Annotated in this window: 22 protein-coding genes; 13 read left to right on the top strand and 9 right to left on the bottom strand. The window is 68.4% G+C overall.

Translation table 11 applies throughout. From position 1 onward, the window contains the following. From EOD42_RS17700 to EOD42_RS17675, 6 genes are read left to right on the top strand one after another with little or no spacing between them, the layout of a single operon-like run. A complete protein-coding gene (locus EOD42_RS17700) occupies window positions 1-1,515 on the top strand; it encodes an NADH-quinone oxidoreductase subunit M (RefSeq protein WP_127788901.1) in 1,515 nt (504 codons plus the stop codon). A 1-nt stretch (window position 1,516) separates the two neighbouring features. Further along, a complete protein-coding gene (gene nuoN, locus EOD42_RS17695) occupies window positions 1,517-2,944 on the top strand; it encodes an NADH-quinone oxidoreductase subunit NuoN (protein ID WP_127788900.1) in 1,428 nt (475 codons plus the stop codon). Beyond that, window positions 2,931-3,647 carry a biotin--[acetyl-CoA-carboxylase] ligase gene (locus tag EOD42_RS17690; protein WP_127788899.1) on the top strand — a complete coding sequence of 239 codons (717 nt, stop codon included), beginning with the start codon at window positions 2,931-2,933 and terminating at the stop codon, window positions 3,645-3,647. Before nuoN ends, EOD42_RS17690 begins: the two co-directional genes overlap by 14 nt. Further along, on the top strand, window positions 3,647-4,447 hold the full coding sequence (locus tag EOD42_RS17685) for a type III pantothenate kinase (protein ID WP_127788898.1): 801 nt from the start codon (window positions 3,647-3,649) through the stop codon (window positions 4,445-4,447). Before EOD42_RS17690 ends, EOD42_RS17685 begins: the two co-directional genes overlap by 1 nt. Window positions 4,448-4,494: 47 nt before the next feature. After that, complete coding sequence (locus EOD42_RS17680; protein WP_127788897.1) at window positions 4,495-6,153, top strand: ribonuclease J; 1,659 nt, start codon at window positions 4,495-4,497, stop codon at window positions 6,151-6,153. A 3-nt stretch (window positions 6,154-6,156) separates the two neighbouring features. Then, window positions 6,157-6,417 carry a DUF1467 family protein gene (locus EOD42_RS17675; protein ID WP_127788896.1) on the top strand — a complete coding sequence of 87 codons (261 nt, stop codon included), beginning with the start codon at window positions 6,157-6,159 and terminating at the stop codon, window positions 6,415-6,417. Window positions 6,418-6,813: 396 nt separating this feature from the next. Here EOD42_RS17675 and EOD42_RS26035 read toward each other — a convergent pair whose 3' ends face one another. After that, window positions 6,814-6,987, bottom strand: a complete 174-nt coding sequence (locus EOD42_RS26035; protein ID WP_164867994.1) for a hypothetical protein — start codon at window positions 6,985-6,987, stop codon at window positions 6,814-6,816. Window positions 6,988-7,026: 39 nt separating this feature from the next. Here EOD42_RS26035 and proS point away from each other — a divergent pair, with 39 nt between their 5' ends. From proS to EOD42_RS17655, 4 genes are read left to right on the top strand one after another with little or no spacing between them, the layout of a single operon-like run. Further along, window positions 7,027-8,334 (top strand): proline--tRNA ligase, encoded by a 1,308-nt coding sequence (proS, locus tag EOD42_RS17670; protein ID WP_127788895.1) that lies wholly within the window; start codon window positions 7,027-7,029, stop codon window positions 8,332-8,334. 3 nt (window positions 8,335-8,337) lie between these two features. After that, a complete protein-coding gene (locus tag EOD42_RS17665; RefSeq protein WP_127788894.1) occupies window positions 8,338-9,591 on the top strand; it encodes a lipoprotein-releasing ABC transporter permease subunit in 1,254 nt (417 codons plus the stop codon). Continuing rightward, window positions 9,584-10,264, top strand: coding sequence for an ABC transporter ATP-binding protein (locus EOD42_RS17660; RefSeq protein ID WP_127788893.1), 681 nt, complete (start codon window positions 9,584-9,586; stop codon window positions 10,262-10,264). The genes EOD42_RS17665 and EOD42_RS17660 overlap by 8 nt, the downstream gene beginning before the upstream one ends. Before the next feature lie 38 nt (window positions 10,265-10,302). Further along, window positions 10,303-11,478, top strand: a complete 1,176-nt coding sequence (locus EOD42_RS17655) for a multidrug effflux MFS transporter (protein WP_127788892.1) — start codon at window positions 10,303-10,305, stop codon at window positions 11,476-11,478. Window positions 11,479-11,598: 120 nt separating this feature from the next. On the opposite strand, the gene EOD42_RS17650 is transcribed toward EOD42_RS17655, so the two are convergent. Together EOD42_RS17650 and EOD42_RS17645 are read right to left on the bottom strand one after the other, a co-directional pair. Beyond that, on the bottom strand, window positions 11,599-12,021 hold the full coding sequence (locus EOD42_RS17650) for a GNAT family N-acetyltransferase (RefSeq protein ID WP_127788891.1): 423 nt from the start codon (window positions 12,019-12,021) through the stop codon (window positions 11,599-11,601). A gap of 85 nt (window positions 12,022-12,106) precedes the next feature. After that, window positions 12,107-13,705, bottom strand: a complete 1,599-nt coding sequence (locus EOD42_RS17645) for a peptide chain release factor 3 (RefSeq protein ID WP_127788890.1) — start codon at window positions 13,703-13,705, stop codon at window positions 12,107-12,109. A gap of 130 nt (window positions 13,706-13,835) precedes the next feature. On the opposite strand from EOD42_RS17645, the gene EOD42_RS17640 reads away from it, so the two are divergent. Beyond that, a complete protein-coding gene (locus EOD42_RS17640) occupies window positions 13,836-14,795 on the top strand; it encodes a 2-hydroxyacid dehydrogenase (RefSeq protein ID WP_127788889.1) in 960 nt (319 codons plus the stop codon). A 64-nt stretch (window positions 14,796-14,859) separates the two neighbouring features. Continuing rightward, window positions 14,860-15,834, top strand: a complete 975-nt coding sequence (locus EOD42_RS17635; protein ID WP_127788888.1) for a Bug family tripartite tricarboxylate transporter substrate binding protein — start codon at window positions 14,860-14,862, stop codon at window positions 15,832-15,834. A 259-nt stretch (window positions 15,835-16,093) separates the two neighbouring features. Here EOD42_RS17635 and EOD42_RS17630 read toward each other — a convergent pair whose 3' ends face one another. Genes EOD42_RS17630 through EOD42_RS17620 form a run of 3 tightly spaced genes read right to left on the bottom strand, consistent with a single transcriptional unit; the run spans window position 16,094 to window position 18,969 of the window. Further along, a complete protein-coding gene (locus tag EOD42_RS17630) occupies window positions 16,094-17,170 on the bottom strand; it encodes a tartrate dehydrogenase (RefSeq protein WP_127788887.1) in 1,077 nt (358 codons plus the stop codon). A gap of 33 nt (window positions 17,171-17,203) precedes the next feature. Then, on the bottom strand, window positions 17,204-18,058 hold the full coding sequence (locus tag EOD42_RS17625) for a protein-methionine-sulfoxide reductase heme-binding subunit MsrQ (RefSeq protein ID WP_127788886.1): 855 nt from the start codon (window positions 18,056-18,058) through the stop codon (window positions 17,204-17,206). Then, entirely contained in the window at window positions 18,055-18,969 is a 915-nt protein-coding gene (locus EOD42_RS17620; RefSeq protein WP_127788885.1) for a mitochondrial fission ELM1 family protein, read from the bottom strand. The genes EOD42_RS17625 and EOD42_RS17620 overlap by 4 nt, the downstream gene beginning before the upstream one ends. 85 nt (window positions 18,970-19,054) lie before the next feature. Here EOD42_RS17620 and EOD42_RS17615 point away from each other — a divergent pair, with 85 nt between their 5' ends. Continuing rightward, window positions 19,055-19,780, top strand: coding sequence for an orotate phosphoribosyltransferase (locus tag EOD42_RS17615; RefSeq protein WP_127788884.1), 726 nt, complete (start codon window positions 19,055-19,057; stop codon window positions 19,778-19,780). A 245-nt stretch (window positions 19,781-20,025) separates the two neighbouring features. Here EOD42_RS17615 and EOD42_RS17610 read toward each other — a convergent pair whose 3' ends face one another. The 3 genes from EOD42_RS17610 to EOD42_RS17600 are packed head-to-tail and all read right to left on the bottom strand — an operon-like array spanning window position 20,026 to window position 23,282. Further along, window positions 20,026-20,655 (bottom strand): LbetaH domain-containing protein, encoded by a 630-nt coding sequence (locus EOD42_RS17610; RefSeq protein WP_127788883.1) that lies wholly within the window; start codon window positions 20,653-20,655, stop codon window positions 20,026-20,028. A gap of 54 nt (window positions 20,656-20,709) precedes the next feature. Beyond that, window positions 20,710-21,888: an MFS transporter gene (locus EOD42_RS17605; protein WP_127788882.1), complete on the bottom strand. Its 1,179-nt coding sequence runs from the start codon at window positions 21,886-21,888 to the stop codon at window positions 20,710-20,712. Beyond that, on the bottom strand, window positions 21,888-23,282 hold the full coding sequence (locus EOD42_RS17600) for an FAD-binding oxidoreductase (protein ID WP_127788881.1): 1,395 nt from the start codon (window positions 23,280-23,282) through the stop codon (window positions 21,888-21,890). The genes EOD42_RS17605 and EOD42_RS17600 overlap by 1 nt, the downstream gene beginning before the upstream one ends. Between the last annotated feature and the right edge of the window lie 41 nt (window positions 23,283-23,323).

Here is a 23,323-nt window from a genome sequence, read left to right as displayed (position 1 = left end):
ATGAACGCCGCGGGCTTTCCGCTTCTCTCGCTGCTGACCTTCCTGCCGCTGGCCGGCGCCCTCATCATCATGCTGGTGCGTGGTGAGGAGGAGACGGTCGCGAGCAACGCTCGCTGGACCGCGCTCTGGACCAGCCTGATCGTCTTCGTGCTGTCGCTCATCCTCTGGATCAGCTTCGACAAGACCACCGCCGCCTTCCAGTTCGAGGAAAAGCTCGACTGGCTGCCGGATTTCGGCATCGGCTATCACCTGGGCGTGGACGGCATCTCGGTGCTGTTCGTGCTGCTGGCGACCGCCCTGACGCCGCTGTGCATCCTCGCCTCCTGGGAGAGCGTGACCAGCCGCGTGCGCGAATACATGATCGCCTTCCTCATCCTTGAGACGATGATGATCGGCATGTTCGTGTCCCTGGACATGATCATGTTCTACATCTTCTTCGAGGGCGTCCTGATCCCGATGTTCCTGATCATCGGCATCTGGGGCGGGGCGCGGCGCGTCTACGCGGCCTACAAGTTCTTCCTCTACACCTTCCTGGGTTCCGTGCTGATGCTGCTGGCGATCATCGCCCTGTGGTATGCGGCCGGCACCACGGACATCCCGGCGCTGATGCAGTTCCAGGTGCCGGTGGCCTGGCAGCCGATCATCTTCTTCGCCTTCTTCGCGTCCTTCGCGGTGAAGGTGCCGATGTGGCCGGTGCACACCTGGCTGCCGGACGCCCACGTCGAGGCACCGACTGCGGGCTCCGTCATCCTGGCCGGCGTGCTGCTGAAGATGGGCGGCTACGGCTTCCTGCGCTTCAGCCTGCCGCTGCTGCCGCAGGCGAGCGCCGATTTCGCGCCCTTCATCTTCGCCCTGTCGGTCATCGCCGTGGTCTACACCTCGCTGGTGGCCCTCGCGCAGCAGGACATGAAGAAGCTGATCGCCTATTCGTCCGTCGCCCATATGGGCATCGTCACGATCGGCACCTTCACCTTCAACCAGCAGGGCCTCGAAGGCGCGCTGTTCCAGATGCTGTCCCACGGCGTCGTCTCCGGCGCGCTGTTCCTCTGCGTGGGCGTCCTCTACGACCGCGAGCACACGCGTGAGATCGCGCGCTACGGCGGTGTCGCCAAGATCCTGCCGGCCTATGCCATCGTGTTCATGCTGTTCACCATGGCTTCCGTCGCGCTGCCGGGCACCGCGGGCTTCCCGGGTGAGTTCCTGGTGATCGTCGGCGCCTGGGCGTCCAGCCCCTGGGTGGCGCTGGGTGCCAGCACCGGCATGGTGCTGGGCGCGGCCTACATGCTGTACCTGTACAAGCGCATCGCCTTCGGCAAGATCACGCATGAGCATCTGCGCGGCCTGAAGGACCTGACCGCGCGTGAGGTGGTGATCTTCGCGCCGCTGATCGTGCTGACCCTCTGGATGGGCATCTACCCCTCCTCCTTTACCTCGTTCTTCTCCGCCTCGGTCGCTGCGCTGCTGCAGCAGCATGAGGCGGCGCTGAGCGTCGCGCGTCTCGCGGGGATCAACTGAGATGGAATGGAAGCTCGCACTTCCCGAGATCGCGCTGGCCATCTCGGCGCTGATCATCCTCGTGGCCGGGGTCATCCCGAAGCGTGACACCAGCTTCGGCGTCACCATGGCCAGCCTCGGCGCGCTGCTGCTGGCGGGCGGGCTCACGCTCGCCCAGGGCGAAGGCTCGGCCTTCGGCGGCCAGTATGTCGCCGACAGCTTCTCCACCTTCATGAAGCTGCTGGCCATCGCGGGTGCGGCGCTCGGCCTGATGCTGGCGCTGGACTGGAACACCAAGCAGGGCATCGCCCGCTTCGAGTTCCCGATCCTGGTCCTGCTCGCCACCATCGGCATGATGGTGATGATCTCGGCCAACGACCTGATGGCGCTGTACATGGGCCTGGAGCTGCTCTCCCTGCCGCTGTACGTGCTGGCCGCCTTCCACCGCGACAGCGGCCGGGCGACCGAGGCGGGCCTCAAGTACTTCATCCTGGGCTCGCTGGCCTCGGGCCTGCTGCTCTACGGCGCCTCGCTGGTCTATGGCTTCGCGGGCACCACCAACTTCGACCGCCTGGCCGATGCCTTCTCCGCGCAGCAGGGCATTTCCGCCGGCGTCGTGGTGGGCATCGTGTTCATCATCGCGGCCCTCTGCTTCAAGATCTCCGCCGTGCCGTTCCACATGTGGACGCCCGACGTGTATGAGGGCGCGCCGACCCCGGTGACGGCCTTCTTCGCCTCGGCGCCCAAGGTGGCGGCGGTGGCGCTGCTGACCCGCGTGCTGGCCGGCCCCTTCGGGGACACGGTGGCCCAGTGGCAGCAGGTGATCGTGCTGGTCTCCCTGCTCTCCATGGTGATGGGTGCCTTCGCGGCGCTCGGTCAGCGCAACATCAAGCGCCTGATGGCCTATTCCTCCATCGGCCATATCGGCTTCACGCTGATGGGCCTGGCGGTGGGCGGCGAGAGCGGCCTGCGCGGCGTGCTGGTCTACATGGCCATCTACCTGTTCATGAACCTCGGCACCTTCGCCGTGCTGGTGGCCATGCGCCGCGACGGCCGCGCGCTGGAGGGGATCGACGACCTGGCGGGCCTCGGCCGCACCGATCCGGGCATGGCGTTGGCGATGGCCATCTTCATGTTCTCCATGGCGGGCGTGCCGCCCATGGCCGGCTTCTTCGGCAAGCTCTATGTGCTGCTGCCGGCGATCGAGCAGGGCTTCTGGGTGCTGGCCGTGGTGGGCGTGCTGTCCTCCGTGGTGTCGGCCTACTACTACCTGCGCGTCATCAAGGTGATGTACTTCGACGCGCCGGTCGGGGCCTTCGATGCGCGCCCGGCCGCCGTCTCGGTCGTGCTGGCGGGCACGGGCCTGTTCACGGGCTTCATGTTCCTGTTCCCGGCGCCGATCCTGGCCGCGGCGCGTTCCGCGGTCGTGGCCATTCTTGGCGCCGGCTGAACACCGGGGCGGGGTAGGCTGGCGGCTCTCGGTTCACGAGGTCCTGCCCAGCACCTCCACCCTGCTCAGGGAGTTGGCGGACCAGGGCGAGCCCGAGGGGCTCGCCATCCTCGCCCGCCGGCAGACGGCCGGGCGAGGCACCCAGGGCCGCGCCTGGGAATCCCGCGAAGGCAATCTGTTCATTTCCATGCTGCTGCGCCCGGCGGTGCCGCTGCGCGTGGTGCCGCAGGCCGCCTTCGTGGCCGCTGTGGCGCTGCATCAGGCGGCCGGCCCGGCCACGCGGCTGAAATGGCCCAATGACCTGATGCTGGACGGCGCCAAATGCGCCGGCATCCTGACCGAAACCGCGACCGATGCGGCGGGCGACCTTGCCTGGCTGATGTTCGGCATCGGCGTGAACCTGGCCTATGCGCCGGAAGTGCCGGGCAGGGCGGTCGCCTGTCTTGGCGCCCAGCCTGTCGAGGCCTTCGCCCATCGCCTGCTGGATGCCGTGTCGCACTGGCACGCCCTCTGGCTGGCCGAGGGCTTCGTACCGATCCGTGAGGCCTGGATGCGCGCGGGCCCCGAATTGGGCAGCGAAGTGACCGCGACCCGGGCTGGCAGCCGCCTCACGGGGCGCTATGAGGGAATCTCGGAGGAAGGCGGGCTCTTGCTCGCCACGGAAGCGCGCACATATGCGCTCCATTCGGGGGAAGTCGCCTGATGCTGCTGGCCATCGACGCGGGCAATACCAATGTCGTCTTCGCGGTGCATGACGGGAATGAGTGGCGCGGCCGCTGGCGCATCGCCACGCGGGCCGACCGCACATCGGACGAATACGCCGTGTGGCTGCTGCAGCTCATGCAGTATGAGGGCATCAGGCGCGAGCACATCACCCGCTGCGTGATCGGCACGGTGGTGCCGGCCGCCCTCTATAACCTGCGCCGCCTGTGCCGCGACTGGTACGCGACCGAGCCGCTGGTGGCGCGCGCGCCGCTCGACTGGGGTTTCCCGATCAAGGTGGACAGCCCGGGCGATGTGGGTGCGGACCGCCTGCTGAACGCGCTGGCGGCGCATCACTATTATCGCGGGCCGCTGGTGGTGGTGGATTTCGGCACGGCCACCACCTTCGACGTGGTGGACGGAGACGGCGCCTATCTGGGCGGCGTCATCGCACCCGGCATCAACCTCTCCATCGAGGCGCTGCACGGTGCTGCCGCCCGTCTGCCGCGCATCGGCATCGGCCGCCCGCAATCCGCGATTGGCAGGAATACCGTGGCTGCCATGCAATCGGGCATCTATTGGGGCTATGTGGGTCTCATCGAGGGAATCGTCGCGCGGGTGCGCGGCGAATACGGCGCGCCGCTGAAGGTCGTCGCCACCGGGGGCCTCGCCCCGCTTTTCGCCGAGGGGACCACGATCATCGAAAAGATCGACCCCGACATCACGCTCGAGGGGCTTCGCCTCCTCGCCGATCGCAACCCCGCGCCGGTGCTGCCCCGCAGCCGCGTGGAACTCGAATGACAAAAGGGGGGCCGCGCCCCATGCCCGCGGCTTACGGACAGGACTAAATGACGGACGCAAATCACGATCTCGCATTCATCCCTCTCGGCGGCACCGGCGAGATCGGGATGAACCTCAATGTCTATCGTTGTGACGGTTCCTACCTGGCGGTCGATTGCGGCCTGGGCTTCGGCGGCAACGACAACCCCGAAGTCGATGTGATGGTGCCCGACCCGGCCTGGCTGTCGGAGCGGAAGAAGAGGCTGGCGGGGCTGGTCATCACCCATGCGCATGAGGACCACATCGGTGCCGTGGCGCATCTGTGGAAGTCGCTGGGCTGCCCGATCTGGGGCACGCCCTTCGTCATCTCCGTGCTGCGGCGCAAGCTGGGCGAGGTCGGCCTCGGCCATGATGTCGAGCTGAACACGGTGAAGCCGGGCGGGCGCTTCAAGGTCGAGAATTTCGACTGCCAGTTCCTGCATGTCAGCCACTCCATCCCCGAGGCGCAGGCGCTCGTGCTGCGCACGCCCTATGGCACGCTGGTGCACACGGGCGACTGGAAGATGGACCCCGAGCCGCTGATCGGCCCCCAGACCGACGAGGCGGGCTTCGCCGCCGTCGGCGAGGAGGGGGTGCTCGCGATGATCTGCGACAGCACCAACGTGTTCGAGCCCAAGCCCTCGGGCAGCGAGGCCGAGGTGCGCCGTGGGCTGGCCCATGTGGTGTCCACCTGCAAGGGCCGCATCGCCGTGACCTGCTTCGCCACCAATGTGGCGCGGGTGGAGAGCATCGCGCTCGCGGCCCAGGCCGCCGGGCGCAAGGTGGCGCTGTTTGGCCGCTCGCTGCGCAATGCCGTCACTTCCGCGCGCGAGTGCGGATACCTCACCAAGGTGCATGACTTCATCACCGAGGAGGAGGCGCAGTACCTCTCGGACCGTGAGCTGCTGCTGATCTGCACCGGCAGCCAGGGCGAGGAACGCAGCGCCATGGCCAAGATCGCGGCGGACAACCACCCGAACATCGCCCTCGGCGAGGGCGATACGGTGATCTTCTCCGCCCGCATGATCCCGGGCAATGAGCGCGCGGTCCTGCGCATGCAGGATGAGCTGACGCGCGCGGGCTGCGAGGTGATCACGCCCGATGACGCCCCGGGCGGCGTCAAGGTTCATTGCTCCGGCCACCCGTCGAGCGCCGAGCTGAAGCGCCTGTACTCCCTGGTGAAGCCGAAATACGCGGTGCCGACCCATGGCGAGTGGCGCCATCTGTCCGAGCATGCGGGCGTGGCCGAGGAATGCGGGGCGGAGGCCATCATCGTCGAGGATGGTGACGTGCTGCGCCTCGCGCCCGGCAAGGCCGATGTGGTGGGCAGCGCGCCCGTGGGCCGTCTCGCGGTCGACGGCAACCGCCTGCTGCCGCTGGAAGGCGGCGTGCTCGGGGCGCGCAAGCGCATGCTGTACAACGGCGTCGTGGTGGCCAGCCTGGCGGTGGACCGCGCCGGCAAGGTGCTGGGCCAGCCCAAGGTCGCGGCCCCCGGCCTGTATGAGGCCGATGGCGAGGAGACCGACCAGCTGGCCGGTGAACTGACCCGGCTGGTGCGTGAGCTTCCCAATTCCCTGCGCGGGGAGGACGATGCGCTGCGCGAGGCCGTGCGGGCCGCTCTGCGCAAGGCGGTGGGGCGGCGGCTGAAGAAGCGCCCCAATGTCGAGGTGCATCTGCTGAGGGTCTGACCCATGAACTGGTTCACGGGCTTCGTCCTCTATTTCATCCTGTGGTGGACGGTGCTGTTCGCCGTCCTGCCGCTGGGGGTGCGTCCGGACGAATCCGGCGATGCCACCAGCGGCGGCTGGCGCGGCGCGCCGCAGAACCCGCGGCTGGGCCGCAAGATGCTGATCACCACCGGGGTCACGGCGGTGATCTGGCTGGCCTTCTTCGGGCTGCTGCAGTTCGAGTGGTTCGGATTCCGCGACGGGATCTTCGCGATCAGGGAATAGCGGGGGCGGGCGGGCTTCTGCGTGCCGGAAGCGGCACGGCGACGGCCGGCCCCGGGAATCCCCCGGCGCCGGCGCTCCCCCGCTGGCATTTCACCCGGCCGGGCGGGATTCATCGTCAATTCGCGCGGTAGCTTTGATCTGGAGCAAATTCGATTGCCCAAAAAAAATGCGGATCGGCCGTCTGGAGGCACGATCCGCATATATCTCAAGCAGGCTGGGGCATTTCGCCCTCTTTTTCACCTGATCAAGCCACCGTTTGGCGTTGAGAGCCTCGGCAGCGCCTGCCAATCTTTGTGTCAGAGAGAGGTTGGTCCTCTTTCTGCCGTGTGACTGGCGTTTCCTCCCTAAACTTGGCCGCCCTCTTGTGGGGCGGCCTTTTTTTTATCCCATGGCCCTTCATGCGGCAAAGCAATTTTTACTATTTTTCCCTCGATCTGACCTAAAAAAATTGCGTGAAGTGATTTCGCGGCGCAGCATTCTATTGCGATGCAGCGATTTCCCGACAAAACGCCGCAACGACGTTTCAGTTGCACGGGCGCCGGCCACCCCATCTTTGTCCTGGCCGGGCATTTGCTCTAGTTTGCGCCCGACTTTACCGGAGCCACTGCCTTGCGCCTGTCCCGCGCCTTCCTGCCCACGCTGAAAGAAACCCCCGCCGAGGCGCAGATCGTCTCGCACCGGCTGATGCTGCGCGCGGGGCTGATCCGCCAGACCTCGGCCGGCATCTATGCCTGGCTGCCGGCGGGGCTCAGGGTGCTGCGCAATGTCGGCCAGATCGTGCGTGAAGAGCAGGACCGCGCAGGGGCGCAGGAAATCCTGATGCCGACCATCCAGGCCGCGGATCTGTGGCGCCAGTCCGGCCGCTATGACGATTACGGCAAGGAGATGCTGCGCATCACCGACCGCCACGACCGGGACATGCTGTTCGGCCCGACCAACGAGGAAATGGTCACCGACATCTTCAAGACCTACGCCAAGTCCTATCGCGACCTGCCGCGCAACCTCTACCACATCCAGTGGAAGTTCCGTGACGAGGTGCGCCCGCGCTTCGGCGTGATGCGCGGCCGCGAATTCCTGATGAAGGACGCCTATTCTTTCGACCTGACCAAGGAAGGCGCCCATCACTCCTATCGCCAGATGTTCGTGGCCTATCTGCGCACCTTCGCGCGGATGGGGCTGAAGGCCATTCCGATGCAGGCCGATACCGGCCCGATCGGCGGCAAGCTGAGCCACGAATTCATCATCCTGGCCGAGACCGGCGAGAGCCAGGTCTTCCTGCACAAGGATTTCCTGGGCTTCGACCCGCTGGCGGGGGAGACGGATTTCAACGCCGACCTGACGCCGATCACGGATCTCTGGACCAGCCGCTACGCGGCCACCGACGAGATGCATGATGAGGCCGCCTGGAACGCGATCCCCGAGGGTGAGCGCGTTTCCGCCCGCGGCATCGAGGTGGGCCACATCTTCTACTTCGGCACCAAGTACAGCGCGACCATGGGCCTGACCGTGCCCGGCCCCGACGGCAAGCCCGTGCACCCGGAGATGGGCAGCTACGGCATCGGCGTCTCCCGCCTGCTGGGCGCGCTGATCGAGGCGAGCCACGACGAGAACGGCATCATCTGGCCCGATTCCGTGGCGCCCTGGAAGGTGTCCATCCTGAACCTGAAGCCCGGCGATGCAGCCACCGACGCGCTGTGCGGCCAGCTCTATGCCGCGCTGCCCGACCAGGCCCTGCTGGACGACCGCGAGGAGCGCCCGGGTGCCAAGTTCGCCGACGCCGACCTGATGGGGATGCCCTGGCAGGCCATCATCGGCCCGCGCGGGGCTGCCGCCGGCAAGGTCGAATTGAAGCGCCGTGCAACCGGTGAGCGGCTGGAGCTTTCCGTCGAGGAAGCTCTCACCAAAATCAAAGGGTAATACATGTTCGGCGCCTTCGAGCGCATGGTGGCCTTCCGCTACCTGCGCGCCAGGAAGGGTGAGCGGTTCGTCTCCGTCATCGCCATTTTCTCGCTGGTGGGCATCGCGCTCGGGGTGGCCACCCTCATCATCGTCATGTCGGTGATGAACGGCTTCCGGCAGGAGCTGCTGACCCGCATCCTGGGCCTGAACGGGCATCTGGGCGTGCACAGCATGCAGGGCGGGCCCATCCCCGACTATGACGCGCTGACGGCGCGCATCCGCGCCGTGCCCGGCGTGGTGCAGGCCGCCCCCATCATCGAGGGGCAGGTGCTGGTCACCGGAGACCGCGGCGGCGCGGGCGGCGGGCTCGCGCGCGGCATCAAGCCCGACGACCTGCGCGCGCGCGCCATCGTGGCCAGCAACATCCGCGCCGGCCGCCTCGACGATTTCGGACCCGACGACAGCATCGTCATCGGCACGCGGCTCGCGGCCCGCATGGGGCTGACGGTGGGTGACCGCATCACCCTCGTCTCGCCCCAGGGCCGCGCCACCGTGCTCGGCACCATTCCGCGCACGCGCAGCTATCGCGTGGTGGCGCTGTTCGAGATCGGGATGCACGAATACGACAGCACCTTCGTGTTCATGCCGCTCTCCTCCGCGCAGACCTATTTCCAGGTGCCGGATGCGGCCAGCCAGATCGAGGTGTTCGTCTCCGACCCCAGCCGGGTCTCGGCGACCACCAACGCCATCCGCCAGGCGCTGGGGGCGAACAACTACCGCATCCTGGACTGGCAGAGCCTGAACAGCAGCTTCTTCGGCGCCGTGCAGGTGCAGCGCAACGTGATGTTCCTGATCCTGACGCTGATCATCATCGTGGCGGCCTTCAACATCATCAGCAGCCTGATCATGCTGGTGAAGGACAAGGGGCGCGACATCGCCATCCTGCGCACCGTGGGCGCCACCCAGGGGGCCGTGATGCGCATCTTCCTGCTGGCCGGCGCCTCGGTCGGCGTGACGGGCACGCTGATCGGCTTCGGCCTGGGCATGGTGTTCTGCGTCAACATCGAGCGCATCCGCCAGTTCGTCCAATACCTGTCGGGCACGGAGCTGTTCAGCCCCGAGGTCTACTTCCTGGCCCAGCTACCCGCCGTGGTGGACCCGATGGACGTCGTGCAGGCGGTGGGCATGGGGCTCGTCACCTCGCTGCTCGCCACCCTCTATCCCAGCTGGCGGGCCGCCCGCACCGATCCCGTGGTGATGCTGCGCAATGAGTAGCCCTGTCCTGGAACTGCGCGGCGTCGCCCGCCGCTATGCCGCCGGCGGCGCCACGCTGACGGTGCTGAAGGATGCGAACCTGACCCTGTTCCCGGGTGAGATCGTGGCCCTGGTGGCGCCTTCGGGCACCGGCAAGTCCACCCTGCTGCACCTGGCCGGCCTGCTGGAGCGACCGGATGCCGGGGAGGTGTTCATCAACGGCACGCCCGCCGGCACCCAGGGGGATGAGGCCCGCACCCGGCTGCGCCGCGACACCATCGGCTTCGTCTACCAGTTCCATCACCTGCTGCCGGAATTCACGGCGCTGGAGAATGTGGTGCTGCCGCAGATGGCCGCCGGCGCGTCGAAGCGTGATGCCGAGGCCCGCGCGCGCGACCTGCTGGGCCGCTTCGGCCTGCAGGCCCGCGCGGACCACCAGCCCGGCAAGCTGTCGGGCGGTGAGCAGCAGCGCGTCGCCATCTCCCGCGCGCTTGCCAACAAGCCGCGGCTGCTGCTGGCGGATGAGCCCACGGGCAATCTCGATGTCGGCACCAGCGGCCTCGTCTTCGACGAGCTGCTGGCCCAGACACGGGCCGAGGGGCTGGCGGCGCTGATCGCCACCCACAACCCGGAACTGGCGGCGCGGATGGACCGTGTGGTGACCCTTCGCGACGGGGCCGTCGTCCCCGCCTGAGTATTGCACTCGTTTGCACGGCGTGGTGCGCTGCGTGAATGAGCGACACGCCGCGCCCGCTTCCGCCCCTGTGGTTCCTGGCGCTGATCACCCTGACCGGCACGCTGGCCATGCACATCTTCGTGCCGACGCTGCCGATGGTGGCGCGGCACTTCGGGGCCAGCGGGGCGGCCGCGCAGATGACGCTCAGCGCCTATGTCATCGGCCTGGCCGCGGCCCAGATCGCCTATGGGCCGGTTTCCGACCGCTATGGCAGGCGCCCGGTCCTGGTCGTGGGGCTGCTCATCTACACCGTCGCGGGCCTCGTCGCGCTCACCTCCGTCAGCATGGAGATGCTGATCGTCATGCGCTTCTTCGAGGCGCTAGGCGGCGGCGCCGGGCTGGTGCTGGGCCGCGCCATCATCCGTGACGGCAGCGCGGGCCCCGAGGCCGCGCGGCGGCTGTCGCTGATGAACCTGATGGTGATGGCGGGGCCGGGCCTGTCGCCCATGCTGGGGGCATTCATCGCAGAGTTCGCGGGCTGGCGGGCCATCTTCCTCGCGCTGGGCTGCCTCGGCCTGCTGAACCTGTGGCTCGTCACGCGCTATCTGCCGGCGTCCTCGCCGTCCTCGGGCCAATCCGGCTGGGCCATCCTGCACGGCTATCTGCGCATGCTGCGTTCGCCGCGCTTCCTGGGGCTGGTGGTGGGAGGCAGCTTCGCCTCCACTTCCATGTACGCCTTCGTCAGCGCGGCGCCCTTCATCTACATCGAGCAGCTGGGCCGGCCGACGCAGGAGGTGGGGGTGTATCTCGCCATCAACTTCCTGGGCACCTGGTTCGGCAGCCTGGCGACCAGCCGCCTGGCGGGCCGGATGGAAACGCGGCTGCTGATGGTCGGCAGCAACCTCGTGACCTGGGCCGGGGCGCTGGTCTTTCTGGGCGTGGTGCTGACCGGAAGCCTGAGCGTGCCGGCGGTGGTGATCCCGATGATGATGGTGAGCTTCGGCGCCGGCATCGCCTCGCCCATGGCGCTGGCCGAGGCGATGGCGGTGAACCCGGCGATGGCGGGCTCGTCCTCCGGCCTGTATGGCTGCGCGCAGATGGCGATCGGCGCGCTGTGCGCGGCGCTGGCCGGGGTGGGCGGCAATCCGGCGATGGCGGCGGCGGTTGTGCTGGCCGGTGCCGGGTTGATCTCGCAGATCGCGTTTCTGGTGGTTGGGAAAGCAAAAGGGTGATCTTCTTTTTCTGAAGAAAAAGAAGCAAAAAGACTTTTCGAATTTGGGGCGCGCCTGACGGTGAACGTGCGCCCTTAAACTCTCAAAAGTTTTTTGGTTCTTTTTTCCAAAAAAGAACGTTTAAAGCTTCTTCTTAAACCAGATCCTGGCATGCCCCGGCGGCATCCCATCCAGCCGCCCGGCTTCCTCCCACCCGTTGCGCACCCAGAAATGCGGCGCCTGGAAGCTGAAGGTATCGGTATAGGCATCGGTGCACTTGCGGCCGCGCGCGATGGTTTCGGCGCGTTCCAGCAGCCGGCTACCGGTGCCCTTGCCGCGCTGGTCGCGGTGCAGCCACAGCCAGTCGATGAACAGCCAGTTCCAGTAGGTCAGGCCAAGCAGGCCGCCCTGTACCTCGCCCTTCTCGTCGCGGGCCAGCACCGTGACGGGCTCGCGGTCATAGGGGCCGCCCATTTCCTGGTTGAACCCGTGCAGGCCGCGCTGGATGCCTTCCACGGCGGCCATTTCGGGGTAGTCGTCTTCGCTGATCGTCAACTCGGTCATGGAACGGTACTCTCTCAAAGCTCAGCCATGCGTCCTTAGAACGGGAACGGCAAGCACCAAGTTGCAGTGCAGCATGAAACTTGGTTCAGGCGGCGGCGCCCACGGCGTGCTGCTCGCGCACCTTGTGGAAGGTCAGTTTCGGGAAATCCTCGCCGGCCTTGCCCAGGCGCCAGGCGCTGGCGAAGAAGCCCACCAGCGCGCCGTCATGGTCCTCGGCCGCGTCGCGGCGATGCACCTCGGCGAAGCGCGCCATCTCGGCCTTGTCGCCGGTGATCCAGCGCACCTCGTTCCACATGGTGGCGTCGAAACCCGCCGGCACGCTGTATTCGATCTTCAGCCGGCTCGCGAGCACGTCCAGCTGCAGCTGGCCCACCACGCCCACCACGGCGGGGCTGCCGTCCAGCGGGCGGAACAGCTGCACGACACCTTCCTCGGCCAGCTGGTCCAGCGCCGTGCGCAGCTTCTTGGCCAGCATGGGGTCGTCCAGGCGGACATTGCGCAGAATCTCGGGCGCGAAGCTCGGCACGCCCCGGAAATTGATGGCCTCGCCCTCGGTCAGCGTGTCGCCGATGCGCAGCGTGCCGTGGTTGACGATGCCCACCACATCGCCCGGCCATGCCTCCTCGGCCACCTGGCGGTCCTTGGCGAAGAAGAACAGCGGCGCGTTGACGGGCACCTGCTTGCCGGTGCGCACCTGCTTCAGGCGCATGCCCTTCAGCAGCTTGCCGCTGCACAGCCGCACGAAGGCCACACGGTCCCGGTGGTTGGGGTCCATGTTGGCCTGGATCTTGAACACGAAGCCGGTCAGCGCGGCCTCGTCGGGCTCGACATCGCGGATGTCGGCCGCGCGCGCGCCCGGGGGCGGGGCGAATTCATCGAGGCCGCGCAGCAGCGCGGAGACACCGAAATCCCGCAGGGCGGAGCCGAAATACACCGGCGTCAGCGTGCCCTCGCGGAAGGCCTCCAGGTCGAAGGTCTTGAGGCCGGCCTCGGCCAGCAGCAGTTCCTCGGCCAGGTTGGTGGCGCGTTCCTGGCCCACCAGCTCCACCAGCTTCGGGTCCTCGGGGCCGGTCAGCTGGATGGCCTCGCTGTCGTCCTTGTCGACCGGCAGGAAGCGGTTGCGCGCGATGTCGTACACGCCCGCGAATTCAGAGGCCCGGCCCACCGGCCAGTTCACCGGGGCGGCATCCAGCGCCAGCGTGCCCTCGATCTCGTCGATGAGTTCGAACGGGTCGCGCGCCTCGCGGTCCATCTTGTTCACGAAGGTCAGGATGGGGATATCGCGCAGGCGGCAGACCTCGAACAGCTTGCGGGTCTGGCTCTCGATGCCCTTGGCGGCGTCCAGCACCATCACCGCGGCGTCCACGGCCGTCAGCGTGCGGTAGGTGTCCTCGGAGAAGTCCTCGTGGCCCGGCGTGTCGAGCAGGTTGAAGACCGTGTTGTCCTTCTCGAAGGTCATGACCGAGGTGGCGACCGAGATGCCGCGCTCCTGCTCGATCTTCATCCAGTCCGACCGGGTGCGGCGCGCGTTGCCCTTGGCGCGCACGGCGCCCGCCAGCTGGATGGCGCCGCCTTTCAGCAGCAGCTTCTCGGTCAGCGTCGTCTTGCCCGCGTCGGGGTGCGCGATGATGGCGAAGCTGCGCCGGCGCGCCGCCTCGGCCGCTACCTGGGGGATGTGGTCCATGGCGCGCGGGTTAGCGCAAGCGGGCAAGGCGCGCCAGCCATGGCGTTTGCCGATTGACGAGGGAAACTCATATATCAGATAAAAGAGCGGCCCGGCGACACGACCGGCGCGGAGGCGCATACCCCGTTCCATGAGCACCAAGCACCCCATCCTGATCGCACGCCGCGTGCCGCCCGCCGTGGTGGCCCGCGCCGAGGCCGAGTTCGACGCGCTGGTTCCCGACCTGGACCTGAGCGCCGAGGAAGCCCTGGCCCTGGTCGCGGCCCATGGCATCCAGGGCATCCTGACCGGCCCGCGCGTGCGGATCACGGCGGCCCATGCCGCGGCCTTCCCACCCAGCCTGCGCGTCATCGCCAACCCCACCGCGGGCTACGACCACATGGACGTCGCGGCCACGAAGGCCGCCGGCGTGGTCGTGACCAATGCCCCCGACGCGCTGACGGACTGCACGGCGGACCTGGCGATGATGCTGCTGCTGAATGCCTGCCGCCGCGCCTCCGAATCGGCGGCCATCATGCGGGCCGGCTGGCGGGAGAATTTCGGCTTCGCGGCGAATCTGGGCCTCAAGGTCTCCGGCCGCACGCTCGGCATCGTGGGCATGGGCCGCATCGGCCGCGCCATGGCCCGCCGCGCCCAGGGCTTCGGCATGCGGGTGCTGTATCACAACCGCCGCCGCCTGGCCCCGGAGCTGGAGCAGGGCGCCGAATTCGTCGAGAGCCTGGAGGCCCTGCTGCCGCGCGCCCAGGTGCTGTCCCTGCATCTGCCGGGCGGCGAGGCCGGCACGCTGATGACGCGTCAGGCCTTCGCGATGCTGCCGCCCGGGGGCGTCTTCATCAACACCGCCCGCGGGTCGCTGGTGGATGAGGACGCGCTGATCGATGCGCTGCGCTCCGGCCATCTGTTCGCCGCGGGCCTCGACGTGTTCCGCAACGAGCCCGCCTTCGACCTGCGCTTCAATGATCTGCCGAACCTTTTCATGACGCCCCACTGCGCCAGCGCGACGGTGGAAACGCGCGACGCCATGGGTTTCTGCGCGCTGGACAACATCGCCGCCGTTCTTTCGGGCCGGGAGGCCCTGGACCCGGTGTAGGCTTCACCCACGCCCGACGCGGCCCGGCATGAAGGCCGCGCGGGCATCAAGGAGGAAACGTGGAATGAAACGCAGGACCCTGCTGTCGGCCGCGGGCGCGGCCACCCTCGCGGCACCCGCCGTGCGCGCGCAGCAAGCCTGGCCGAGTGCGCCCACCACCATCATCGTGCCCTTCGCCGCCGGCAGTTCCTCCGACATCATCGGCCGGGCCATGGCCCAGCAGATGCAGCAGGCCATGGGCCGGTCCTTCGTGGTGGAGAACCGCCCGGGCGCGACCGGTGAGCTGGGCGCGCGCCAGGTGATCCGCTCCGCCCCCGACGGCCACACGCTGATGCATGCCCCCATCAGCACCTGGGCCATCAACGTCGCCCTGCGCCCCAACCTGGGCTACGACCCCGTCAACCAGCTGACGCGCATCACCCAGACCGTGCGCACGCCCAATGTGCTGGTGGTGAACCCGCAGAAGGTGCCCGTGACCGACCTGGCCGGGCTGGTCGACTGGCTGAAGCGCAACGGTTCCACCGCTGCCTATCCCTCCAGCGGCGTCGGCTCCTCGGACCATCTGACCGGCGAGATGTTCAAGATCGCGACCGGCACCGAGATGGCCCATGTGCCCTACACCGGCGGCGGCCCGGCCATGACGAGCATCATCGCGGGCGACACGCAGCTGTCCTTCCAGAACCTGGGCGCCGTGATCCCGCATCTGCGCGAGGGGCGGCTGCGCCCCATCCTGATCACGGGCGACCGCCGCGCCGCGAACCTGCCCGATGTGCCGACCGCGCGTGAGGCGGGACTGAACGATTTCGTCGTCTATTCCTGGCAGGGCTTCGGCGGGCCGCCCGGCATGGCGCCGGCGCTGCTGGGCCGGGTGCATGAGGCCGCGGTGGGCGCCCTGCGCAGCCCGGCGGTGGAGCCGCGCCTGACGGAGCTGGGCTTCGACGTGGTCGCCAGCAGCCCCGAGGAATTCGCGAGCTTCCAGATGGCGGAGATCGAACGCTGGAAGCGCGTGGTAAGGGCGGGGAATATCAGGGCGGAGTAAGGCCAGGGGCTCTGCCCCAGGACCCCACCAGGGGGCTCTGCCCCCGGCACCCCCGCCAGGACCGTAGCGGCCCTGGACCCCGGGCACTTGGCGCTGATCCTGCCAAGCTGTTTCTTATTGAAAATTATAATGAATTTGGCGCCCCGCTTACCCAGCGAAGGCGCCAGCTGATATCAGGACCAGGAGATATCATCTCCTGGCGGGGAGCCGAGGGGCAGAGCCCCTCGGTGGGGGTTCGGGGGCGAAAGCCCCCGCCTTCTCAGAACTTGGCCACGGCCTCGGCCAGCGCCTTGCCCACATCCACCGTGCCGGCATTGCCGCCCATGTCGCGCGTGCGCGGGCCGCCTTCGGCCAGCATCACCTCGATGGTCTTCACGATGGCGTCTGCGGCTTCCTTCTCGCCCAGATGCTCCAGCATCATGGCGCCCGACCAGATCTGGCCGATCGGGTTGCACACCCACTTGCCCGCGATGTCGGGGGCCGAGCCGTGCACCGGCTCGAACATCGAGGGGAAGATCTTCTCGGGGTTGATGTTCGCGCTGGGCGCGATGCCGATGGAGCCCGCGACGGCGGGGCCGAGGTCGGACAGGATATCGCCGAACAGGTTGGAGCCGACCACCACGTCGAACCAGTCGGGGTGCTGCACGAAATGGGCGCACAGGATGTCGATGTGGAACACGTCCGTCGTCACGCCCGGATACTGCTTCGCCATCTCCTCGAAGCGCTCATCCCAATAGGGCATGGTGAAGGTGATGCCGTTGGACTTGGTCGCGCTGGTCACCTTCTTGCGCGGGCGGGTCATCGCCAGCTCGAAGGCATACTTCATGATGCGGTCGGTGCCCGTGCGCGTCAGGATCGACTGCTGGGAGACGAATTCGCGGTCCGTGCCCGGGAACATGCGCCCGCCGACCGAGCTGTACTCACCCTCGGTGTTCTCGCGGACCACGTAGAAATCGATCTCGGCCGGGGTGCGGTTGGCCAGCGGGGTGCGCGCGCCGGGCATCAGCTTGCAGGGGCGCACATTGGCATACTGGTCGAAGCCGCGGCGGATCGGGATCAGCAGGCCCCACAGCGAAACGTGGTCGGGCACGCCGGGCCAGCCCACGGCGCCCAGGAAGATGCTGTCGCTGTCCTTCAGCTGGTCCAGCCCGTCATCGGGCATCATCTTGCCGGTCTTGGCATAGACGTCGCAGGACCAGTCATACTCGGTCAGCTGCAGCTCGAAGCCGAAGCGGCGGCCGGCGGCCTCCAGCACGCGGATGCCTTCGGGGGTGGTTTCCTTGCCGATGCCATCCCCAGGGATGACGGCGATGCGGTGCTTGCGTGCGGCGGCCATGGACGGTCCTTCCCAAAAGGCGTGGGATTTGGGTTACCGCCCGCGACGCCCGCGCACAAGGCCCGCCCTGGCAAGGCCCGCCCTGGCAAGGCCCCCCCTGGCAAGGCCCGCCACCGCAAGTCCCGCGATCAGCACCAGCGCGACCTGCAGGGCAGGGCGGGGCGCCAGCATCCAGTCCCAGTTGGCGGCGAAGATGCGGGCGGCCGGCAGGCGGGTGGCGTTGGCGAACCACAGGTATTCGATGCCGGTCGAGATCGGCCACATCAGCAGCGCCAGCGGCAGCATGAACACCAGGCGCCGGCGGGGTGCGTCCGGCAGCAGGCGCCAGATGAACAGGAACAGCGTGATGCCGGTCAGCAGGATGGCCTCATCCGGTGTCGCCTTGCCCTGCAGCGCCGCATGCCACAGGCCGAGCGGCACGATGGGGTACATCAGCCAGTGCAGCCGGTACCAGCCGCGCTTCAGCCGCTTCACCCAACCATCGGTGGAGGTCACGGCCAGCACCGTCATGCCCAGCAGGGCCACGATGCCGATCGTCAGGTAGAAGCGCCGCCAGATCTCATCCAGGATGGTCGGCACGTCCCAGGCCTGGTCCGCGCAGTAGAAGGACAGGTGCAGCCCGCCCCACAGCGCGGATCCCACACCCAGCATGCGCCGCACATCAAACACCCGCCCGCGCCCGGAGATCCGGCCGAAGGGCGTCACGGCCAGGGTGATGACCAGCAGCCGCAGCGTGACGGTGCCCGAGATGGAGATCACCTCGTCCAGCGGGTCGGAGGCGAGCCAGGGCTGGGCCGTCAGCCAGGCCAGCGGCGCCAGCATGCCGAACAGCGCCGCGATGCGCAGGGCGGAGTTACGCCCCGCCCGATCCTGCCAGAGTTGAGTCACACCAGGCCCCTTTCCCGGATGGCTTCGGCGACACGGGTGGTTTCGTTACGCCCGGCCCGGGTGAAAAGCGCCGCCTCCGGGCCCAGCCAGCGCGCCTCTCCGGCGGTGACCAGGCTGTCGGCGAAGGCGCGATGGCGGGGGCCGAGCCCACCCGGGTCGGCCAGGAAGACGGCCGCCCCCGTCACCAACGCCTCACTGGCCATGGAGATGCTGTCGGCGCTGACGATGATGGCATCGGCATGGGCCAGCAGGCCGAGGAACGGGTTGGGCCCGGCGTCGCCCCAGCGGAACAGGCTGTGCGGGTGGCCCTCCAGGGCCGCGGCCAGGGCAGAAGCTGCCTCCGGCGAGGTCCGGCGGGAGGTGGTGGCGAGTACCGAACCGCCGAGCGCCCGGGCCTGCTGCCCGATGCGGGTCGCTGCCTCGGCCGGCAGGGCGCCCAGCAGCAGCGCGATGCGCGGGCCGGGCAGGGCGCCGAGGGCGGGGAAGGCGCCACGCGCCTCGGCCAGCTTCCCGGCCGTCAGGCGATGCGTGGCACCCAATATGGGCAGGAGATTGCCGGCCGGGGCCGGATCGTCGTGCCGGGGCAGCACCAGAAGGTCGAAATCGGCGGCCCCCGGGCCCGGCCGCATGCAGTGCACCGTGCGCGCGCCCCGCGCCCGCAGCCAGCGGGCCGCCGGCGCCGCGCGCCGCCCCGCGGAGATGACGAGGCGCGGCCAGGGGGGCGCGAACTGCGCACGCGTGGCCGCATCCAGCCCCCACAGGCTGGGCCAGGGCAGGGGCAGGGCGGCCAGGCCGCTCCAGCCCAGGGGGATGGCGCGGAACGGCTCTGCCAGCGCCTCGGCAATGCCCAGCGCCTGCGCCGCCGTGCCCGCCCGCGGGTCCTGCAGCACCCAGACCTTCGTTTCCGGCATATGCCCCCTGTAACATCCCCGCATGGACGGCGCGCCCCGCCCGCGTTAGACCGCGCCAGACGGAGAAAACCAGACGGAGATCCCCATGACCACGCACCACGCTTCCGACTGGGACCGCGACGCGGCGCTGACCACGGCCCGCATCCTGCTGGAAATCAAGGCCATCAACTTCCGGCCGGAGGAACCCTACACCTTCACGGCCGGCTGGAAGAGCCCCGTCTACATCGACGTGCGCAAGATCATTTCCTTCCCGCGCGCCCGCGCCCGCATCTGCGACCTGGGCGCCGAGAAGATCCACCGCCATGTGGGTTTCGAGAGCATCGAGGCCGTGGCGGGCGGCGAGACGGCCGGCATCCCCTTCGCGGCCTGGATGGCCGACCGCATGATGGCGCCCATGACCTATGTGCGGAAGAAGCCCAAGGGCTTCGGCCGCAACGCCCAGATCGAGGGCGAAGTGCCGGTCGGCAAGCGCACCCTGCTGGTCGAGGACCTGACCACCGACGGCGGCAGCAAGATCGCCTTCGCCAACGCCCTGCGTGAGGCCGGCGCCATCTGCGAACACACCTTCGTGGTGTTCTTCTACGGCGTGTTCCCGGGCAGCTTCGAACAGCTGGACGAAATGGGCCTGCGCCTGCACGCGCTGTGCACCTGGTGGGACGTGCTGGAAGTCTGCAAGGAACGCCCGTATTTCGAGGAAAGCGCGCTGAAGGAAGTGCGCAAGTTCCTGGAAAACCCGGTGGCCTGGAGTGCGGTGCGCGGTGGCGTGAAGAGCCTGGAAGAGGCGCGGGCGTATAAGCTGGCGAAGGGGTGAGAGGCGGGGGCTTGGCCCCCGTTGAGGGGCGCTGCCCCTCAAACTCCCCGCCAGGAGATAATATCTCCTGGACCTGATATCAGTTGGCGCCTTCGCTGGGGAAGCGGGGCGCCATTTTTATTATTAAAATCAAAGATATCAGGGTGTCGTACCAACTCCCCGGGGTCCAGGGCCGCTACGGTCCTGGCGGGGCGCTTGAGGTGCAGAGCCCCTCAATGGGGCCTGGGGCAAAGCCCCAGCCCTCCTCACCCATGCATCGCGCAGAACGCCTCGGCGCCCAGCTGCCGGAAATCCTCCATCGCCTCGGCCAGCTTCTCATGCGGCCAGTCCCACCAGGCGATGCGGTGCAGCGCGGCCTGGATTTCCGGCGTGAAGCGATAGCGCAGCACCCGCCCCGGGTTGCCCACCACAATGGCGAAGTCCGGCACGTCCTTCGTCACCACCGCACCGGCGCCGATCGCGGCCCCGGTGCCGATGCGCCGGCCGGGCAGGATGATGGCGCCGTGGCCCACCCACACGTCATGGCCCAGCGTGACATGGGCCGCGCGGCGCCATTCGAACACCGCGTCGTCGTCATGGCCCAGCCCATAGGCCGAGGCGCGATAGGTGAAATGGCTCAGCGCCACGCGGTCCAGCGGGTGGTTGCCCGGGTTGATCCGCACATGGGCCGCGATCGAGCAGAACTTGCCGATGGTGGCGCCCATGATGTCGCTGTCGTTCACGACATAGGAGTAGTCGCCCATCGTGGTCTCGGCGACTTTGGTGCGCTCGCCGACCTCGGTATAGCGGCCGAGCGTGCTGTCGCGCACGCGGGCGGTGGGGTGGATGAAGGGTTCCAGGCCGAGCGTCTTGCCGGCGGTGTCGGGGTGCTGCATGGGCGCAGCTTCGCATGGGCCCTCACTGCCGGGCGTGACATCCGGATGAATAGATCAGCTGCGCTGCCGCGCCTCACCCCAGGCGAACACCGCCGTGCCCAGCGCCAGCAGCACCACGATGCACCACAGCGCGCCCGCGATGCCGCCCCAGGCCGCCGCCAGCCCCGACAGCGCCTGCATGGCCGCCGTGCCGCCGAAGAAATAGAGGTTCATGGCCGACAGCGCGCGCCCCGCCACATCCGGCGTCACGCGCGCCCGCACCAGCGCGAACAGCAGGATGTGATAGGTCAGCGCGAGCCCGAAGCCGACCAGCATCACCGCATCCCAGCAGGGTGAGGCCGTGCCCGACAGCGCCAGCAGCCCCAGCAGGCTGCCGATGGCCACGATATGGGCCACCACCAGTTCCAGCCTCGGCCGGCCCAGCGCGCGGTCGACCATCCCGGCGATGAAGGGGCCGATGACCATCGCCGTGGCGGCGGCCAGCAGCATGTTGCCGGTTTCAAGCCGGGTCAGGCCTTTCACCTCCATCAGCCAGGGCCCGCCCCACAGCCCGCGCAGGCACAGCATCGCCCCCAGGCTGACCGAGGCCAGCGACATCAGCGGCAGCAGCCGGGGGGCGGCGGCGAAGCCCAGCACCGTGCGCGCATCCTGCATCAGCGAGCGCCCGGAGGCGGCCGGCCGGTCCTCACGCACTAGCAGCGCCACGGCCAGGATGGCGACCGCCAGGATCAACCCGGTGGAGGCATAGCCCGCCCGCCAGCCCGCCTGTTCCACCAGCCAGGCGATGGGGCTGGCCGAGATCAGCATGCCCGAATTGCCCGTGGCCTGGACCACGCCCGACCACATGCCGAAGCTGACGGGCGGCACATTGCGCGCGGCGAAGGTGATGGGCGCCATCATCATGCCGGAGCAGCCGACACCCAGAACGGCCTGGGCCAGCAGCATCATGGCGCCGTTCCGCGCGGTGAAGGCCAGCAGCAGCCCCGCCGCGCAGATGCCCAGCAGCCATAGCATGACCATGCGCGATCCGTGCCGGTCCAGCGCCACGCCCACCGGCACCATGGCCAGGGTAAAGGCCAGGGAATAGCCGCCGGTGATCGCGGCCAGCCCATCCGTGCCGATGCCGAGGTCGAGCGACATCACATCGGCGGCGATCGCCGGGATGGTCCGCACCGCATTGCTGAACACATGGCCCAGCGTCAGCGCGACAAGCTGGGCCCATACGGGAAGCATCAGTTCCGGAAGATCTTGCCTGGGTTCAGGATGCCCTTGGGGTCCAGCGCCACCTTGATGGAGCGCATCACCGCCAGCGCCTCGGGGCCGTGCTCCTTTTCCAGGAACTCGCGCTTGCCCAGCCCCACGCCATGTTCGCCCGAGCAGGTGCCGCCGAGGGCCAGGGCCCGGTGCACGATCTTGCGGTCCAGCTCCCACGCCGCTTCCAGCGTGGCCTGGCTGTCGTCCTCCAGCAGGATCACGGTGTGGAAATTGCCGTCGCCCACATGGCCCACGATGGGGGCGGAGAAGCCGGAGGCCACGATGTCCTCCTTCGCGCCCAGCAGCGCCTCCGCAAGGCGGGAGATCGGCACGCACACATCAGTCGCGATGCCGCGGCTGCCGGGCTTGCTGGCGATGGCGGCCCAATAGCCATCATGGCGGGCCTTCCACAGCTTGTTGCGCTGCTCGGCGTCCGTGGCCCAGGCGAAGCCCGCGGCGCCGTGGCCGGCGGTGATGCCCTCGACCAGCTCGGCCTGTTCCTGGACGCCCGCCTCGCTGCCGTGGAATTCCAGGAACAGGGTGGGGACGGGCTGATAGCCCTCCAGCTTCGAGAAGGCGATGCAGGCGGCCATCTGCACCTCGTCCAGCAGCTCGATCCGCGCGACGGGGATGCCCATCTGCAGCACCTCGATCACGCTGTTCACGGCACTCGCCAGGTCCGGGAACTGGCAGACGGCGGCGGAGGTGGCCTCGGGGATGCCGTGCAGGCGCAGGCGGATCTTGGTGATGACGCCGAGCGTGCCCTCGGAGCCGATCATGAGGCGGGTCAGGTCATAGCCGTTGCTGGCCTTGCGGGCGCGGCTGCCGGTGTTGATGACGGTGCCGTCGGCCAGCACCACTTCCAGCGCCAGCACGTTTTCCTTGATGGTGCCGTAGCGCACGGCGTTGGTGCCGCTGGCGCGCGTGGCGCACATGCCGCCGATGGTGCAGTGGCTGCCGGGGTCGACGGGGAAGAACAGCCCCTCCGCGCGCAGGTAGTCATTCAGCTGGTTGCGGGTCACGCCGGGCTCGATCAGGCAATCCATGTCTGGCCCCGACACGTCCAGGATCGCGGTCATCTTGCTCAGGTCCAGCGAGATGCCGCCGCGCACCGGGTTCACATGGCCTTCCAGGCTGGTGCCCGCGCCGAAGGGCGTCACCGCCACGCCGTGCTCATGGCACAGCTTCAGCACGCGGCTGACTTCCTCGGTGGTTTCCACGAAGGCGACGGCGTCCGGCATGGTCGGCGTGCTGGTGTCCTCGCCGCGCGCGTGCTGCTGGCGCAGCGCGTCGTTGCGGGTGATGCGCTCGCCCAGGAATTCGGCGGCGGCGGCGATCACGGCATCCACGGGGCGGGGGGCGAGGGTGTTCATGGCGAGGGACTCCTTGCGCCCAGCGATACACCCAGGCGCCG

Origin of the sequence: Rhodovarius crocodyli, assembly GCF_004005855.1 — a bacterium.
GTDB lineage: Bacteria > Pseudomonadota > Alphaproteobacteria > Acetobacterales > Acetobacteraceae > Rhodovarius > Rhodovarius crocodyli.
This window is presented reverse-complemented; position numbering and strand designations above follow the sequence as displayed.

Excerpts from the sequence above, each read along its gene's own strand:
- EOD42_RS17700 (WP_127788901.1), top strand. The coding sequence starts at position 1 with ATGAACGCCGCGGGCTTTCCGCTTCTCTCGCTGCTGACCTTCCTGCCG.
- EOD42_RS17655 (WP_127788892.1), top strand. The coding sequence starts at position 10,303 with ATGAGCGACACGCCGCGCCCGCTTCCGCCCCTGTGGTTCCTGGCGCTG.
- nuoN (WP_127788900.1), top strand. The coding sequence starts at position 1,517 with ATGGAATGGAAGCTCGCACTTCCCGAGATCGCGCTGGCCATCTCGGCG.
- EOD42_RS17635 (WP_127788888.1), top strand. The coding sequence starts at position 14,860 with ATGAAACGCAGGACCCTGCTGTCGGCCGCGGGCGCGGCCACCCTCGCG.
- EOD42_RS17665 (WP_127788894.1), top strand. The coding sequence starts at position 8,338 with ATGTTCGGCGCCTTCGAGCGCATGGTGGCCTTCCGCTACCTGCGCGCC.
- EOD42_RS17675 (WP_127788896.1), top strand. The coding sequence starts at position 6,157 with ATGAACTGGTTCACGGGCTTCGTCCTCTATTTCATCCTGTGGTGGACG.
- EOD42_RS17650 (WP_127788891.1), bottom strand. The coding sequence starts at position 12,021 with ATGACCGAGTTGACGATCAGCGAAGACGACTACCCCGAAATGGCCGCC.
- EOD42_RS17605 (WP_127788882.1), bottom strand. The coding sequence starts at position 21,888 with ATGCTTCCCGTATGGGCCCAGCTTGTCGCGCTGACGCTGGGCCATGTG.
- EOD42_RS17600 (WP_127788881.1), bottom strand. The coding sequence starts at position 23,282 with ATGAACACCCTCGCCCCCCGCCCCGTGGATGCCGTGATCGCCGCCGCC.
- EOD42_RS17660 (WP_127788893.1), top strand. The coding sequence starts at position 9,584 with ATGAGTAGCCCTGTCCTGGAACTGCGCGGCGTCGCCCGCCGCTATGCC.
- EOD42_RS17615 (WP_127788884.1), top strand. The coding sequence starts at position 19,055 with ATGACCACGCACCACGCTTCCGACTGGGACCGCGACGCGGCGCTGACC.
- EOD42_RS17610 (WP_127788883.1), bottom strand. The coding sequence starts at position 20,655 with ATGCAGCACCCCGACACCGCCGGCAAGACGCTCGGCCTGGAACCCTTC.
- EOD42_RS26035 (WP_164867994.1), bottom strand. The coding sequence starts at position 6,987 with ATGCCCGGCCAGGACAAAGATGGGGTGGCCGGCGCCCGTGCAACTGAA.
- EOD42_RS17620 (WP_127788885.1), bottom strand. The coding sequence starts at position 18,969 with ATGCCGGAAACGAAGGTCTGGGTGCTGCAGGACCCGCGGGCGGGCACG.
- EOD42_RS17640 (WP_127788889.1), top strand. The coding sequence starts at position 13,836 with ATGAGCACCAAGCACCCCATCCTGATCGCACGCCGCGTGCCGCCCGCC.
- EOD42_RS17645 (WP_127788890.1), bottom strand. The coding sequence starts at position 13,705 with ATGGACCACATCCCCCAGGTAGCGGCCGAGGCGGCGCGCCGGCGCAGC.
- EOD42_RS17680 (WP_127788897.1), top strand. The coding sequence starts at position 4,495 with ATGACGGACGCAAATCACGATCTCGCATTCATCCCTCTCGGCGGCACC.
- EOD42_RS17630 (WP_127788887.1), bottom strand. The coding sequence starts at position 17,170 with ATGGCCGCCGCACGCAAGCACCGCATCGCCGTCATCCCTGGGGATGGC.
- EOD42_RS17685 (WP_127788898.1), top strand. The coding sequence starts at position 3,647 with ATGCTGCTGGCCATCGACGCGGGCAATACCAATGTCGTCTTCGCGGTG.